17 protein-coding genes and 1 pseudogene are annotated in these 14802 nt (G+C 42.5%); 10 read left to right on the plus strand and 8 right to left on the minus strand.

Annotated features, from left to right (window positions below; genetic code table 11):
* Positions 1-13 precede the first annotated feature (13 nt).
* From HWQ42_RS14500 to HWQ42_RS14525, 6 genes are all read right to left on the minus strand, one after another.
* Positions 14-1450 (minus strand): tetratricopeptide repeat protein, encoded by a 1437-nt coding sequence (locus HWQ42_RS14500; protein WP_292813137.1) that lies wholly within the window; start codon positions 1448-1450, stop codon positions 14-16.
* Complete coding sequence (locus HWQ42_RS14505) at positions 1444-2481, minus strand: hypothetical protein (RefSeq protein WP_292813139.1); 1038 nt, start codon at positions 2479-2481, stop codon at positions 1444-1446. The genes HWQ42_RS14500 and HWQ42_RS14505 overlap by 7 nt, the downstream gene beginning before the upstream one ends.
* A gap of 275 nt (positions 2482-2756) precedes the next feature.
* Entirely contained in the window at positions 2757-2879 is a 123-nt protein-coding gene (locus HWQ42_RS14510; protein WP_292739340.1) for a hypothetical protein, read from the minus strand.
* A 113-nt stretch (positions 2880-2992) separates the two neighbouring features.
* Positions 2993-3115, minus strand: a complete 123-nt coding sequence (locus HWQ42_RS14515) for a hypothetical protein (RefSeq protein WP_292739340.1) — start codon at positions 3113-3115, stop codon at positions 2993-2995.
* A 113-nt stretch (positions 3116-3228) separates the two neighbouring features.
* Positions 3229-3351, minus strand: coding sequence for a hypothetical protein (locus HWQ42_RS14520; RefSeq protein ID WP_292739340.1), 123 nt, complete (start codon positions 3349-3351; stop codon positions 3229-3231).
* Between the two features lie 113 nt (positions 3352-3464).
* Positions 3465-3587, minus strand: coding sequence for a hypothetical protein (locus HWQ42_RS14525; protein WP_292739340.1), 123 nt, complete (start codon positions 3585-3587; stop codon positions 3465-3467).
* Between the two features lie 264 nt (positions 3588-3851).
* Between HWQ42_RS14525 and HWQ42_RS14530 the strand changes: the two are divergent.
* Positions 3852-4253, plus strand: a pseudogene (locus tag HWQ42_RS14530) (IS4 family transposase); the annotation flags it as partial.
* Between the two features lie 35 nt (positions 4254-4288).
* On the opposite strand, the gene HWQ42_RS14535 reads toward HWQ42_RS14530, so the two are convergent.
* Positions 4289-5023: an anti-sigma factor gene (locus tag HWQ42_RS14535; RefSeq protein WP_292813142.1), complete on the minus strand. Its 735-nt coding sequence runs from the start codon at positions 5021-5023 to the stop codon at positions 4289-4291.
* Between the two features lie 4 nt (positions 5024-5027).
* Entirely contained in the window at positions 5028-5702 is a 675-nt protein-coding gene (locus tag HWQ42_RS14540) for a sigma-70 family RNA polymerase sigma factor (RefSeq protein ID WP_292813145.1), read from the minus strand.
* A 512-nt stretch (positions 5703-6214) separates the two neighbouring features.
* Between HWQ42_RS14540 and HWQ42_RS14545 the strand changes: the two genes are divergently transcribed.
* The 9 genes from HWQ42_RS14545 (at position 6215) to HWQ42_RS14585 (ending at position 14734) form a co-directional block, all read left to right on the plus strand.
* Positions 6215-6571, plus strand: coding sequence for a hypothetical protein (locus HWQ42_RS14545; protein WP_292813147.1), 357 nt, complete (start codon positions 6215-6217; stop codon positions 6569-6571).
* Between the two features lie 8 nt (positions 6572-6579).
* Complete coding sequence (locus tag HWQ42_RS14550) at positions 6580-6864, plus strand: peptidase (protein ID WP_334812277.1); 285 nt, start codon at positions 6580-6582, stop codon at positions 6862-6864.
* Positions 6864-7283 (plus strand): cupredoxin family copper-binding protein, encoded by a 420-nt coding sequence (locus tag HWQ42_RS14555; protein WP_292813149.1) that lies wholly within the window; start codon positions 6864-6866, stop codon positions 7281-7283. Before HWQ42_RS14550 ends, HWQ42_RS14555 begins: the two co-directional genes overlap by 1 nt.
* 14 nt (positions 7284-7297) lie before the next feature.
* Positions 7298-8209: a metallophosphoesterase gene (locus HWQ42_RS14560; RefSeq protein ID WP_292813151.1), complete on the plus strand. Its 912-nt coding sequence runs from the start codon at positions 7298-7300 to the stop codon at positions 8207-8209.
* 278 nt (positions 8210-8487) lie between these two features.
* Positions 8488-9270, plus strand: a complete 783-nt coding sequence (locus HWQ42_RS14565; protein WP_292813154.1) for a glucose 1-dehydrogenase — start codon at positions 8488-8490, stop codon at positions 9268-9270.
* Between the two features lie 8 nt (positions 9271-9278).
* Complete coding sequence (locus HWQ42_RS14570) at positions 9279-9665, plus strand: hypothetical protein (protein WP_292813156.1); 387 nt, start codon at positions 9279-9281, stop codon at positions 9663-9665.
* A 17-nt stretch (positions 9666-9682) separates the two neighbouring features.
* On the plus strand, positions 9683-12355 hold the full coding sequence (locus HWQ42_RS14575) for a glucosidase (protein WP_292813159.1): 2673 nt from the start codon (positions 9683-9685) through the stop codon (positions 12353-12355).
* Positions 12342-13172: an MIP/aquaporin family protein gene (locus HWQ42_RS14580; protein ID WP_292813161.1), complete on the plus strand. Its 831-nt coding sequence runs from the start codon at positions 12342-12344 to the stop codon at positions 13170-13172. The genes HWQ42_RS14575 and HWQ42_RS14580 overlap by 14 nt, the downstream gene beginning before the upstream one ends.
* Positions 13169-14734, plus strand: a complete 1566-nt coding sequence (locus HWQ42_RS14585; RefSeq protein WP_292813164.1) for a GMC family oxidoreductase — start codon at positions 13169-13171, stop codon at positions 14732-14734. The genes HWQ42_RS14580 and HWQ42_RS14585 overlap by 4 nt, the downstream gene beginning before the upstream one ends.
* Positions 14735-14802: the final 68 nt, after the last annotated feature.

Here is a 14802-nt window from a genome sequence, read left to right on the forward strand (position 1 = left end):
AAGAATTTGATAGTTATCCCTTGCTCAGACTAGATAAACTTTCTTCTACTTCAGCACGATCTGTTGCGTTGGGATTCAGCCGAAGATAAGTCTGGAGATCGGCAGATGCAGCATCAGACTGACCTAAACTAATTAATACGATCGCCCGATTTTGATATAAGTCTGGATTGTCTGGTGATAAGGCGATCGCAGCTGATAAATCACTCAAAGCTTCTGATAGTTGTCCGAGTTCGTAGTGAAGTGTAGCCCAATTTGCTAATAAGAAAGGTTGCTGTGAATTTAAATCAAGTGCTGCATTATAATCTAATAAGGCTTCTTCTAGATGTCCACATGCTTCAAATACTTGGGCGCGAGCAATTAATACTGGAGTCTGAGTAGGCTGTAAATCAAGAGCAACCGAATAAGCTTTGATAGCTTCCTCGATCAGACCTTTTAAGTAATAGCAATGTCCCATATTCATCCAGACTTCATAGTATGGCGGACTAAGTTCAATAGCCTGGTGATAATCGTCCAAAGCATTTTCTAAATGACCCATGCGTTGGTAAGCATTACCGCGATCGTTGTAGTACTCTGAGTAGTTTGGATCGGCAGCGATCGCAGCAGTAAAATAAATCACAGCTTCTTCTAATTCGCCCATTGCTGCATATACTTGAGCAATGTTATAGTCCAAAACTGAGCGATGCAATCGATGTTTACCTTCACTCAAATTATTTTTGAATTCTTCAATTGCCGACTTACAAAGTGCGATCGCTTCTTGAGGAACACCTTGACGGTGTTTAACAAGTGCTAAACCGTTCATATCGAAAGCTGCCATAAAATGTCTATCATCAGCTGGAATATCCGAAGTTGGGTCTGCTAAGATGCTCAGACTGCGATTGAGATAATCTTCAGCTAAAGCGTGGTCGTGTTCCGGCAGAAAGCGAGTATGGAACATTGCCATTATGTAATAAGCTCGAACTAACTGTGCTGGTGCATCAAGTTTGAGGAGAGCTTCTTCTTGAACTATTTGATATGCCTTGGCAATATTTTTTGTTGTTGCGTAGCAATTAAAAAGATTCCCAACCATATTCCATCGCATGTTATTGTCCGTTCCACAAAGATGGTCAAGTTGAGTAGCGACAGATTCACAGTAGACTAATGCATCTTCATAAAAACCTTGATGGTTATAAATTCCTAAAAGTCTTGCTTGCCAAATCAATGCTTTTTCAGGTTGGTCGCTTTTTAACCAATAGGAAACCAGCCGCGGCCCGTGAATTTCAAGTTCAATAGCATCTCTGGCAATTTGTTCTTCCAAGTTTTGTGCCAGTTGGGACATTTTCTCTTGAGAAATTACTACTTCTGGTTCTGCTGGTAATTGCAAGCTAATCTTTTGTGCCAAAAACTTCTGATTTAAGTGAGCGCTCGCAGTTTCACCAGTATTAGGAGCAGTAGCGAAGAGTAAACTTACCAAAATGCAGCTATGTGACCTAGAACGTAGATAAGAGCGTAACAGCGAATCACTCGCATTTCGCCTTTAGGAATAGATGATTGGTCAGTAGTATGAGAAAATCTGAATAATCGCAATATTTGGTTTTGTACGAAAAGCTTTGTATCCTTCATCAGACTTCTACATCTAAAAAAGTTTGCAATTACGTAATAAAAATCAGTCCGAACAAAGAAATAGCATTGCCAAAGTATAGCTAGGAGATAACTCAAAGCGATCGCTTGCATTAATTGCAAAACAATAGGAGCGATCGCTAGCCATTTTTGTTGTTCGGCAAACAAAACCAGTAGCAAGATAGAAGCTGATACAATATCTAGTAAAGGGCCTGCAATAAAAGGTAAATATCGCTGATTTCGAGGAACACCCCATATCCCCGTCATATCTGTTTCTGCTACGAGTATCCAAAGGCGATTGCTAAGTCTTAATTGACAAGAAACACCTACTGCTTTAGCAGCTAATAAGTGAGCCATCTCATGCATAAACACTGCAATAACATTAATTCCAGTTAAAACTAATGCCATCATTGTGACATTTTTGCTAAAGACCAAAGCTTGATAACTAGGCAAAATTATCGGCTTCAAGTAAACAGCAAATAAAGCCATAAATACGATTAATCCACAACCAATTAATACCTTATTGCTAAATAAATTTTTGGCAAAAGATTGAGAAATCCAAGTGAAGTGATTTATTTGCTTCGGTTGCTTAGTATGTGTTGTAAAAATTGTTTGTTTCGCACATAGAATATTAACAAAATCGTTTTCTTCTAAAACTTCTAGCAGACCTTCAATATCTGGTACTTCATTATACTTTTGCTCGTAAAGCCATTGTGCCTGTCCGATGGTTTTGCCAGCAGCCAAATAGTCTAGTAACTCTATTGCATCAGAAGGCAATGCTAGAAAAATATTAGTATCTACTCTACCAATAATGAATTCATCTCCTTCAGGTTGGCGAGTAAATGGATAAATAGAAACCAGAGCGTCGGTAGGATATCTGGTCACGTCAAGTTTCCTTCCTAATTTAATGTTGTAATAATTCTGAATTCCGGAGTCACAATCAATAGACTTGTTGTTACAAAACTCCTAATTTTCAACTCTTTATTTCTCTGCGCCTCTGCACATCCCCTTATGGAAACGCCTAAAGGAGAATGCATAAGATAAAAAATATTTATTAATTAGTGGGGGATTGCAATCCCCCACTAATTTCAGGTGTAACTAGCTCAATGAACTACTTACAATGTCAAGTTGAAATTCAATAGTTCATTGATTGTTTTAGCTTACCAACAACTACTGCATATCCAGCAGACATAAGCGGCAGCAGCAGTAGTTTTCAGAGTTTCAACTTCACGAATCACAAATTTCTTCAATGTTTTAGGTTGACTAGCTTCTACAGTTTTCATTATTTTTTCCAGAGTTTCATGTTTGTTTTGGACAATGTTATCTACCCTTATGTTGATGAATATAAATAACAATCGGGTAAAATTAGGGGAGATATTTGAATTAATTCTAGAAATTACCAACAACTACTGCATATCCAGCAGACATAAGCGGCAGCAGCGGTAGTTTTCAGAGTTTCAACTTCACGAATCACAAATTTCTTCAATGTTTTAGGTTGACTAGCTTCTACAGTTTTCATTATTTTTTCCAGAGTTTCATGTTTGTTTTGGACAATGTTATCTACCCTTATGTTGATGAATATAAATAACAATCGGGTAAAATTAGGGGAGATATTTGAATTAATTCTAGAAATTACCAACAACTACTGCATATCCAGCAGACATAAGCGGCAGCAGCGGTAGTTTTCAGAGTTTCAACTTCACGAATCACAAATTTCTTCAATGTTTTAGGTTGACTAGCTTCTACAGTTTTCATTATTTTTTCCAGAGTTTCATGTTTGTTTTGGACAATGTTATCTACCCTTATGTTGATGAATATAAATAACAATCGGGTAAAATTAGGGGAGATATTTGAATTAATTCTAGAAATTACCAACAACTACTGCATATCCAGCAGACATAAGCGGCAGCAGCGGTAGTTTTCAGAGTTTCAACTTCACGAATCACAAATTTCTTCAATGTTTTAGGTTGACTAGCTTCTACAGTTTTCATTGTTTTTTCCTGATTTTAATGTGTGTCTTGGGCAATGTTCTCTGCCCTTGTGTTTATGAATATAGAGAGCAATCGGGTAAAATTAGGGGAGAAAATTGAATTAATTTTAGAAATTTCCAGTAGTTTTTCAATGGATTTAAAAGCACTGTGTATTGGATCTTGCGGGGGGATAAAATGGTCTATAATGCTTATATTACAAAGAATGTAGCAATTTGTGGTAAAACAAAAAGAGCATTCATTCGCAACAAACTCTATTTAATGATAATATTGTCAGAATTCTACGAAACAAACCTCAAGCGAGAATTGGGACGTGCAGAATATTTATTACTAAAAATCCTGATAAATTTATTGCAATCTATTAAAACTGTTAGCATTGAAGCACTAGCTACTGCTTGACCTATCCCCATATTTTTTGAAAGTAGAATAAAAATAATTCAAATATTTTTATCTTTAAATTACATAAATATTGAAAAAATTTGGTTTCCAATTATTAAAAGCTGGTTAAAGATATATTTTCCCTGAAATGAAGTTATTTATGTAGTGATTGACCGGACTAATTGGGGGTGTATTAATCTGTTAATGATTAGCGTTGTTTGGGATAAAAGGTCTATTCCAATATACTTGGAGTTATTAAGTAAATTAGGCTCACGTTATCAAAAATTATCTGAATGTTTCCATTTCTGAAAAACACGTTGCTGAGGTTATATCTTGGTCGATGAGTTAGTCTGCATCACAATAGCTCCGGTTGGATAACGGCTAGTTTCAGACGATTCCAACGTCACGAATAACCCAGAGATACCTGTGTCATAAAAGTCGGCAGGCATCCAGAATTTATCTAACACCTTTCCCTGGGGATTAATTTTCACAGTGCCACAGGGAATTTTTTCGCCATCAGCGATCGCCCAAAGTCGATAGACCTTACCTGTGGGTGGAGCCACCAGATTTTGCACGACTAGAATTCCCTGCCGTTGTCCTAAATTCACAACAAAGCTACCCGCAGCAGTATTTGACGCATTCACAGCCTTGAGAGAGAAAAGTTGCGTCTGGGACTGTTGCAGTAAGGTATTAATGTTTTGAGCTATGCCCAAATCTTGTCGCAAGCGATAGTTATCTACTCCTAAACACAGAATCAGGAGTGCCACGACACTACCCATGACGGTATACCAAAAGAGCCGAGGCTGTTTGTGTCGGGAGGTCAGTTGAGTGGTAGTAGCCGTTGCCAGGATGACAGACCGGAGATGGGGAGGGGGTTCAACGCTGTTTAAGTCACGAGCCACCTGGTCTAAGACCTCTCGCAACTGATTCACTTGTGCCACCAATGCCGGATTTTCTATCAGCAGTTGCTCGAAAGCTGCGACTTCAGTGCGATCAAGGTCGCCCACTACATAGCCTGCTGCTAAGGTTTCGATTGCTTGAGGGGTGAGAGGTTCAGTCATAACCTTAGTCAATTGAGTCCCGTAAAAGTTGCTTCAGTTTCAGGAGTCCCTGGCGAGTCCAGCTTTTGACGCTTCCCAGGGGTTTATGCAGTTGTTGGGCAATTTCTGATTGGCTTAGTCCGGCATCATAGGCCAGTTCGATCACCTGCCGTTGCTGAACGGAAAGTTGAGCTAATGCCTGCCGCACTTGCTGCGATCGCTCATTGAAAACAGCCTGCTCAACCGGAGTATGGGCGGGGGGTGCAGCAGTGACGTTCTGCCCCCAACGTTGCACCAAATTAAGGGTGCGACTGTGCGATCGCAGTTTGTCAATCGCCCGCGATCGAGTCATGACAATCAGGTAGCGCATCAAATGACCGTGTTTAGCAGAGTCAACCGGGCGCTGCCATAGCGATAGAAAAATTTCCTGAGTCAGGTCTTCTGCTTCCGGCTGGCTTTGCAACACTTTCAGCGCCACTCCATACACCACGCTGCCATAGCGATCATAGAGACACCCTAAGGCCGCTGGAAGATGTGCCTTCAAGTCATCCAAGAGTGCGGCATCACTCTTGGATGACGTTTCTGATGAACGGCGATCAGGAGAACTTAGATCCATAGATTCAGGTGAATAGACCGAGGCTAATTTCTCTGCAAAAATGCCTAATGCATCTTGCAACGTGAGTGCCAATCCTGATTTCACAACTTCTTTTGAGTATAGAGCAAACTTACTTTCATCTTTAAAACGATTGGTGAAGCTAATTGGATGAACGTAGCCTCAAAATTTTCTAGAAGTGGGTTATTTTGTTTTGATTTCTTAAGATTAGCTCGCACCCCAAACCAAACGAACCGTGAACATCAGCCAGTCAGGGCATTTGAAGAATTTAAATCCAAAATTGATTCCCAATCGTCTTAAAGGTAGAGACAAGTAAGTAACCCAATTAGCATTCTTTTCAGGCATAAGTTGCAACTAAATTTCTGAAATCACGCTAATTGCTTACCTGCCCACTCCTACACCTTTTAAAACTGGGTATTGCACTGCAATGTCCCAACGAAATTTATATCGTCAACCCGCAAAGTTCTTCTTTAGCTTGTCATAATTTTGCACCTTTGGCAGTTTGGATTCAACCAATTTGCCTGAAAGTTTGTGCTGCATCCAAGCATTGAAGGTCAGTAAAACTGCTGTAGTCAAATAACCAATCCAGAGGTAATTCTATGCGACGCTCTATTTCTACGATGTTAACAACACTGTTTCTGTGCGCTGCCATTTTACCTGCTGCGGCGCAGTCCCAAACCGCACTAACCAGCCTCAATCCCTATGCAGCAAATCAACATAGGGCAAACCAGATCAGACCTTTTAATCTGGCTTATTTGGCCTATCAAGGCTACTTAAAAGACCAAGGCATTCCCAGCAATGGTGTCCTGATTGACGCGATCGCGTCTGGATCAATTACGGCTCAAGATATTATTCAAGCTGCTGTCAAAACGAATCGACTACCTGAGCAAATACTAAACGATCAAGGCTATCGCCATAACCTTGAAGATCAACTGCAAGGATTTACACAAGACTAAAAATTAAGATGATGAAAAACACACTTCGCAAGTACCATCGGCTAATTGCCACACTCTTTTGTTTGCCGTTACTTTTTACTGCTGTAACTGGCTGCTTCGTTGCTATCGCCGACAAATGGTTGCATCAAGAAGAGCTTGCTGCATTTTTAATCTCTGTTCACACCTTCCAAATCTTCAAACTCGATGCCATTGTGCCAGTTTTGAATGGGCTAGGTCTGATTGGCTTAGTGGCTACCGGACTCTCGCTGACAGGGCTGTTTCATCATCAACCAAAGCGAATGGGAGGACGCTGATGAAATACATTTCTTATTTTTTCATAGCGATCGCCAGTGCCTTCTTGGTCATCCTGTTGTCGTTGTCATCCTGTAGTCCGAACCATAAGGCAACGACTAGCCAACCAATGGTGATGAAAGATCAACCCAAGTCCCAACCCCAAACTAGCCAACAAACTGCCGATGCTACGGTCAAAATTCATAATTTCAAATTTGAGCCAGCAAATTTGGCGATCGCTGTTGGTAAAACTGTTCAATTTATCAATGTCGATGAAGAACCCCACACGGCTACGGCTACGGATGGTACTTTCAACTCTAAAGCACTAGATACCAATCAAACCTGGAACTACACCGCTACTAAACCCGGTATCTATCCCTATATTTGCTCAGTTCATCCCTTTATGAAAGGGACGTTGACGGTAACAAAAGAGAAAAATTAACCAGAGGAATACCAATGCAACGCAGAAAATTTATTGAACACGTAGGCTGGACAGGACTCGGCATTGTGTGGACTGTTGGCGGAAATGGCTTATTGACTGCCTGTCAGGTAGGAGAACCAAATGCTCAAAAATCATCCACGGCTTTACCGTTTTCCTTCGTTCAAATTAGCGATACGCACATCGGTTTCAAAAAACCTGCAAATGAACATGTAACCGATACGCTCCAGAAAACGATCAATGCAATCAATGCTTTACCCACTCCACCCGCCTTTGTCATTCACACCGGAGACATCTCCCATTTGTCTAAAGCAGAAGAATTTGATCAGGCCAAACAACTGCTTTCTCAATTGAAAGTTCCACTGTTTACCCTACCAGGGGAACACGATACAATTGGCGATCGCGGCAAAGCCTACGAAGAAGCCTTTAATCGAAAGGATGTTAAAGAAGGCTTACAGGTTTGGGATCAGGCGGGAATACACTTTGTCTCCTTAACTAATGTACTAGACTTTGGGGCAACCGGTACAGGTAAACTGGGTCAGGCGCAGTTGGACTACCTGGCAAAAGATTTAGCAGCGCAGAAACAGGATAAGCCTTTAGTTATTTTCAGCCATATTCCCCTGTATGACCTTTATCCCAAATGGGGATGGGCAACTGCCGATTCGGCAAAGTTGCTTTCACTGCTATCTCGTTTTGCATCGGTAACAGTGTTAACGGGACACATCCATCAAGTGATTGAGCATAGCGAAGGCAATATTCGCTTCCACACTGCTGCGGCGACTGCTTATCCCCTCCCCGCTCCAGGTCACGGCGATCAACCTGCTCCCGTCAAACTGCCCGAAAATAATCTCTTAGCGGTACTCGGATTCCGTACAGTTGAAATAATTTCCCTTAAAGATACTAGAGTTGACCAACATACTCTCTTGTAGAAATATAGTTTAACAACTATCTGGTGCGATACACCCTTAGCGAAATGGTTTTCGCCTAACTAGCTTGGTTCAAGGATGAAGGTGAGCATGGATACTGAGACAGATCGGATTCTATAGTGTTGTATCATATCCAGTGAAAGACTTATTCATACCACAGTGGGCACAGAGCCAGGGAGAAAATAGTTTTAGATTTTTGCACAGATATATCGAATAATCGTTAATCAACCGGACTTGATGTAACAGAGCGCTTTCAATACTAAAGTCATTGGAACAGGTATATGAAACTAAAAGATAAAATTGCACTGGTTACAGGGAGTAGTCAAGGGATAGGACAGGCGATCGCAATTCGTCTAGCACAGGAAGGAGCAAGTATTGTTATCAACTATCGCTCTCATCCTGAAGGGGCAGAAGAAACCTTATCGAAGGTAAAAGCGGCTGGTGGCCAGTGCCATATAGTAGATGGGTTTACAATTCAGGCAGATACAGGTACGGTTGCCGATGTGCAGCGCTTGATTGCAGACAGTATTTCCCACTTTGGCAAGTTAGATATCTTAGTTAACAATGCAGGCATTGAAAAAAACGCCAATTTTTGGGATGTGACTGAAGCCGATTACGATGCTGTCATGAATGTGAATCTCAAAGGAATATTCTTTGCCACACAAGCATTTGTGCAACACCTACTAGAAACAAAGCAACCTGGCAAGATTATTAATATTAGTTCCGTACACGAAGAATTACCCTTTCCGCACTTTGCTGCCTACTGTGCTAGCAAAGGTGGCTTGAAAATGCTCACCCGTAATTTGGCTGTGGAACTGGCTCCTCATGGCATTAATATTAATAATGTTGCGCCAGGGGCAATTGAAACTCCCATCAATACTAAACTTTTAAACGATCCACAGAAGTTAGGGGCACTCCTGAAAAACATTCCCTTGGGACGATTGGGACAACCAGGAGATGTTGCGTCTATAGTTGCATTTCTCGCATCTTCTGAGTCAGATTATGTCACAGGTACAACATTTTTTGTTGACGGTGGGTTGCTCTGGAATTATCAAGAGCAATAGAGAGGGGCATGGGGCATGGGGCATGGGGCATGGGGCATGGGGCAGAGGAGTGGAGTTCAGAAAGCTCATTAATGAAGTTCAAAGACTCATTAATGGAGTTCAAAGCCTCATTAACGGAGTTCAATGACTCATTAATGGAGTTCAATGACTCATTAATGGAGTTCAATGACTCATTAATGGAGTTCAAAGCCCCATTAATGGAGTTCAAAGCCTCATTAATGGAGTTCAAAGACTCATTAATGGAGTTCAAAGCCTCATTAATGGAGTTCAAAGCCTCATTAATGGAGTTCAATGACTTATTAATGGAGTTCAAAGCCTCATTAATGAAGTTCAAAGCCTCATTGCCAATGCCCAATGCCCCATGCCCAATGCCCATTTTGAATTTTAAATTTTGAATTCGGAGCAAAGCGACGTGACTCCAGAAGAAGTAAGATTGCAGCAGGATCAAGAACGTGTTGCCTACTGGAAACGCTGGGGGCCTTATCTCAGCGATCGCCAATGGGGAACGGTACGGGAGGATTACAGCCGCGACGGTTCTGCTTGGGATTATTTTCCTCACGATCATGCCCGATCGCGTGTTTACCGTTGGGGCGAAGATGGCATTGCTGGTATTTCCGATAGTCGGCAACGTTTGTGTTTTGCGATCGCCTTGTGGAATGGCAACGATCCCATTCTCAAAGAACGACTGTTTGGGCTAACGGGCACAGAAGGTAATCACGGTGAAGATGTTAAAGAGTATTACTTTTATCTTGACAATACGCCCACCCATTCCTACATGAAGTGCTTGTACAAGTATCCCCAACAAGCATTTCCTTACACGCAACTATTACAAGAAAATCAGCGCCGAAGTAAATTTGAGCCGGAGTTTGAGCTACTTGATACGGGGATCTTTGCCGAGAACCGTTATTTTGATGTTTTTATCGAGTATGCCAAAGCCGCACCGGAAGATATTTTAATTAAAATTGCGATCGCTAATCGCAGTTCAGAAGCCAGCACACTCCACCTACTGCCAACACTCTGGTTTCGGAATATCTGGGCTTGGAATCCCGAAATTGAGAAACCTTTTATGAAAGTGGTTAGCTCAGATTCCAACTTCAGTTTAATTGAAGCCGATAATTCTCACCTGGGAACTCGCTGGCTTTACTGCCAAGGAGATACAGAACTTCTGTTTACTGACAACGAAACCAATTACGAACGATTATTTGGTTCTACCAATAGCTCACCTTATGTCAAAGATGGCATTAATGAGTATGTGGTGAATGGGAAAACAGCCGCCGTCAATTCCAACTGTATAGGTACAAAGTTTGCCTCTCACTACAAATTAACCATCAATCCAGGTGAAACTAAAGTTTTGCGCTTGCGTTTGAGTGATGTGCAAACACTGACAGATCCTTTTGGCAAAGATTTTGACACAATTTTCCAGACACGCATTGCTGAAGCTGATGAATTTTATCAGGGCATTTCTCCCTTTCCCGTGTCAGAAGATCAGCGCAATATTCAACGTCAAGCCTTTGCCGGCTTGCTATGGAGCAAGCAGTATTATAACTATGTCGTCCATGACTGGCTCAAGGGCGATCCCCAACAACCGCCACCTCCACCAGAACGACAGACTGGACGCAACCATGAGTGGATTTCTCTATTTAGTGAAGATATCCTCTCGATGCCAGACAAGTGGGAATACCCTTGGTTTGCTGCTTGGGATTTAGCATTTCACTTGATTCCCTTAGCTGTCATCGATCCAAATTTCGCCAAGTTGCAGCTTGACCGCCTGACACGCGAATGGTATATGCAGCCCAATGGTCAATTACCTGCTTATGAATGGGCATTTGGTGATGTTAATCCCCCCGTGCAAGCGTGGGCAGCTTTGCGGGTTTATCAAATCGAGCAGAAGTCTTGCAAAAAAGCCGATCGCGCTTTTCTGGAAAAGGTATTTCACAAGCTGTTGCTGAATTTTACTTGGTGGGTAAATCGCAAAGATATAGAAGGTAAGAATGTATTTCAGGGTGGATTTTTGGGGCTGGACAACATAGGGGTATTTGACCGCAGCAATGAACTACCTACAGGCGGCCATCTCAATCAAGCAGATGGTACAAGCTGGATGGGAATGTACTGTTTAAATATGCTAGCGATCGCACTGGAACTCGCCAAAGAAGATTCTACCTACGAAGACATTGCCAGCAAGTTCTTCGAGCATTTTCTCTACATTGCCGATGCCATTGACGGTATTGGAAATGCAGAGATTTCGCTGTGGAATGAAGAAGACGGCTTTTACTACGATGCGCTGCATTTACCCGATGGACGGCAATTTCCCGTCAAAGTGCGCTCAATGGTTGGGTTAATTCCCCTTCACGCTGTCACAGTGCTGGAATTAGAAACTTTAGAGCGTTTTCCAGGCTTCAAGCGTCGGATGGAATGGTTCATTCGCAATCGTCCAGATTTAAAAGATAATGTCGCCTGTATGGAAACACCGGGGGTAGGCGCGAGAAGACTGTTAGCGATCGCTTACAAGACAAAGTTACAACGTATTCTGCAACGGATGCTCGACGAAAATGAATTCTTGAGTGATTACGGAATTCGCGCCATCTCCAAGCATCACCTCAAAGATCCTTATATATTACATCAAGGCGAACATGATTACTGCGTTCGTTACGAACCCGCCGAATCTACCACAGGTTTGTTTGGCGGTAACTCTAACTGGCGTGGCCCGATTTGGTTTCCGGTAAACTACTTAATTATTGAATCACTCTGGAGGTTTTATGATTACTTCGGAGATAGCTTGAAGGTGGAATATCCCACAGGTTCCGGGCAAGAAATGACATTAAAGGAAATAGCGATCGCCCTTTCTCATCGCCTAGTTGCGATCTTTGAGCAAGATCCTGCCGATCGTCGTCCGGTATATGGCGGTCTGGAAATATTTCAATCCGATCCCCATTGGCGTAACTATATTTTATTCCACGAATACTTTCATGGAGATAACGGGGCGGGTATTGGAGCCAGTCATCAAACAGGCTGGACAGGATTAGTCGCCGCGCTAATTCTCCAAAATGCTGAACACCGAGCGCAAGAGCAGCATGGAAACATTTAGAAAGCATTTACCAGAATACTTAATGGAAGCAGCACAACTGGGATTATTTCTGATTGCTGCGGGAGTATTCACCTGTCTATTTCAGTATCCTGGTTCCCCGATTCATCAAGCAATTCCCAATGGCGATTTGCGTCGGTTTTTAATTGGTGTGGTCATGGGTCTGACAGCAATTACTCTTATTTATTCTCCTTGGGGCAAGCAATCCGGCGCACACATGAATCCTGCTGTCACGCTCACATTCTATCGTCTGGGAAAAGTCAAACGTCAGGATGCTATTTTTTACATTCTGTTTCAATGTTTGGGCGGATTGTTTGGGGTTTATTTAGTGGCATTATTGCTGGGTCAGGTGTTCACCAAAGTGCCTGTGAACTATATCGTTACCGTGCCAGGAAAATCAGGTTGGGTTGTGGCTGTATTGGGCGAACTAGTCATTGCATTTGTAATGATGATGACCGTGCTGATAAGTAGTAACAACCAGAAACTCAGTCGTTTTACAGGGCTATTTGCCGGATTTCTGGTAATGGTTTACGTTTTTTTTGAAGCTCCTCTATCGGGCTTTGGCATGAACCCTGCCCGCAGCCTAGCTTCTGCTTTACCTGCCCACATTTGGACAGCATTTTGGCTATATGTAATTGTGCCACCTGCGGGGATGTTTCTGGCATCAGGAGTATATCAATATCTATTTGGCAAACGCGCCGTCAAGTGTGCAAAATTGCATCACAACAATCACAAACGCTGTATTTTTCGCTGTGACTACAATCGTAACGGCAAAATCGATTTGAGCGACTCTCTGCCAATTCCCGGAGAACAATCATGACAACCAACACTCATTATGATGCAATTATCATCGGCACTGGGGCGGGTGGAGGCACTTTAGCCTATCATCTTGCACCCAGTGGCAAGAAAATTTTAATTTTGGAACGAGGTAACTTTTTACCGAGAGAAAAGGAAAACTGGAGTGCGCTGGAAGTTTACCAAAAAGAACGGTATCACACTCCAGAGCAGTGGTATGACGTAAATCATAAACCCTTCCGTCCAGCAACGAACTATTGGGTTGGTGGTAATACGAAAGTTTATGGTGCAGCGTTGTTGCGATTACGGGAACGCGATTTTGAGCAGGTGGAACACAAGGACGGTATTTCACCGGAATGGCCATTAAAATACCGCGACTTTGAACCGTACTACACGCAAGCAGAGCAGCTTTATGATGTCCACGGTCAAGGGGGTATCGATCCCACCGAGGCAGCTAGGAGTTTGCCTTATCCTTATCCTCCCGTACACCATGAACCCCGAATGCAGGAACTGGTTAACAGTCTGAGGGAAGCTGGTTTGCATCCCTTTAATCTGCCGTTGGGATTGAAACTTAATGAAGTAGATAAGAGCTTGGGGAATTGTATTCGTTGTAATACCTGCGATGGCTTTCCTTGTTTAACTCAAGGTAAAGCTGATGCTGAAATTAACTGTATTCAACACATTCGCCATAATGAAAACATTACTTTACTGACTGAAGCCAAAGTCACACGGTTACATACAAGTCCCTCTGGTCGAGAAGTTACCCGCGTAGAAGCTGAGATTGGCGGTGAAACTCAATTCTTTACAGGTGATATTGTTGTAGTTGCTTGTGGCGCGATTAACTCAGCAGCATTGTTATTGCGATCGCACAATGACCAACATCCCAACGGATTGGCAAACAGTTCCGATCGGGTGGGGCGCAACCTGATGAAGCATATTTCTATGGCAATGGTGCAACTCAACACAAAACTCAATCCATCTGTTTACCAAAAAACGATCGCCATTAGTGATTTTTATTGGGGCGAATCTGATTTTCCCTACCCAATGGGCTTGGTACAAAATACTGGCAACGTCTTGGCAGATATGCTACCTGCCGAAGTTCCCGCACTTATGGCTCCACTATTAAGGCTGCGACCAGGGGCAGAACTGAAAACAGTTGCCGATCATACAGTTGGCTGGTGGTTGCAAACAGAAGACTTACCCGATCCTGAGAATCGCGTGCGGGTAGAAAAAGAGCGCCTTTACTTAAACTATAAACCCAACAATTTAGAAGCAAGCGATCGCCTAGCTAAACGCTGGGTAGGTGTTCTCAAGCAGGTCGATCGGGCAGAACACTGTATTCCATTTAGCCTCTATCCCCGCAACATGATGCCATTGCAATCGGTTGGTCATCAATGCGGTACTTGTCTTTTTGGAGAAGACCCAAAAACCTCCGTACTCGATCTCAATTGCCGTACTCATGACGTGGATAATCTCTATGTTGTCGATGGCAGCTTCTTTCCATCCAGTTCTGCCGTCAATCCCACGCTGACCATTATCGCCAATTCATTGCGAGTAGGCGATCGTTTACTAGAGCGCTTAAAATGATTCGTACATTTATGGGACTTCCAAAGAATAAATTATTCCAAGAAAAACAAGAAATATGTTTTCTCAAG

The organism is Nostoc sp. JL23 (genome assembly GCF_017115065.1).
Lineage (GTDB): Bacteria > Cyanobacteriota > Cyanobacteriia > Cyanobacteriales > Nostocaceae > Nostoc > Nostoc punctiforme_A.

Excerpts from the sequence above, each read along its gene's own strand:
- HWQ42_RS14510 (WP_292739340.1), bottom strand. The coding sequence starts at position 2,879 with ATGAAAACTGTAGAAGCTAGTCAACCTAAAACATTGAAGAAATTTGTG.
- HWQ42_RS14515 (WP_292739340.1), bottom strand. The coding sequence starts at position 3,115 with ATGAAAACTGTAGAAGCTAGTCAACCTAAAACATTGAAGAAATTTGTG.
- HWQ42_RS14520 (WP_292739340.1), bottom strand. The coding sequence starts at position 3,351 with ATGAAAACTGTAGAAGCTAGTCAACCTAAAACATTGAAGAAATTTGTG.
- HWQ42_RS14525 (WP_292739340.1), bottom strand. The coding sequence starts at position 3,587 with ATGAAAACTGTAGAAGCTAGTCAACCTAAAACATTGAAGAAATTTGTG.
- HWQ42_RS14535 (WP_292813142.1), bottom strand. The coding sequence starts at position 5,023 with ATGACTGAACCTCTCACCCCTCAAGCAATCGAAACCTTAGCAGCAGGC.
- HWQ42_RS14545 (WP_292813147.1), top strand. The coding sequence starts at position 6,215 with ATGCGACGCTCTATTTCTACGATGTTAACAACACTGTTTCTGTGCGCT.
- HWQ42_RS14550 (WP_334812277.1), top strand. The coding sequence starts at position 6,580 with ATGATGAAAAACACACTTCGCAAGTACCATCGGCTAATTGCCACACTC.
- HWQ42_RS14555 (WP_292813149.1), top strand. The coding sequence starts at position 6,864 with ATGAAATACATTTCTTATTTTTTCATAGCGATCGCCAGTGCCTTCTTG.
- HWQ42_RS14560 (WP_292813151.1), top strand. The coding sequence starts at position 7,298 with ATGCAACGCAGAAAATTTATTGAACACGTAGGCTGGACAGGACTCGGC.
- HWQ42_RS14565 (WP_292813154.1), top strand. The coding sequence starts at position 8,488 with ATGAAACTAAAAGATAAAATTGCACTGGTTACAGGGAGTAGTCAAGGG.
- HWQ42_RS14570 (WP_292813156.1), top strand. The coding sequence starts at position 9,279 with ATGGGGCATGGGGCATGGGGCATGGGGCATGGGGCAGAGGAGTGGAGT.
- HWQ42_RS14580 (WP_292813161.1), top strand. The coding sequence starts at position 12,342 with ATGGAAACATTTAGAAAGCATTTACCAGAATACTTAATGGAAGCAGCA.
- HWQ42_RS14585 (WP_292813164.1), top strand. The coding sequence starts at position 13,169 with ATGACAACCAACACTCATTATGATGCAATTATCATCGGCACTGGGGCG.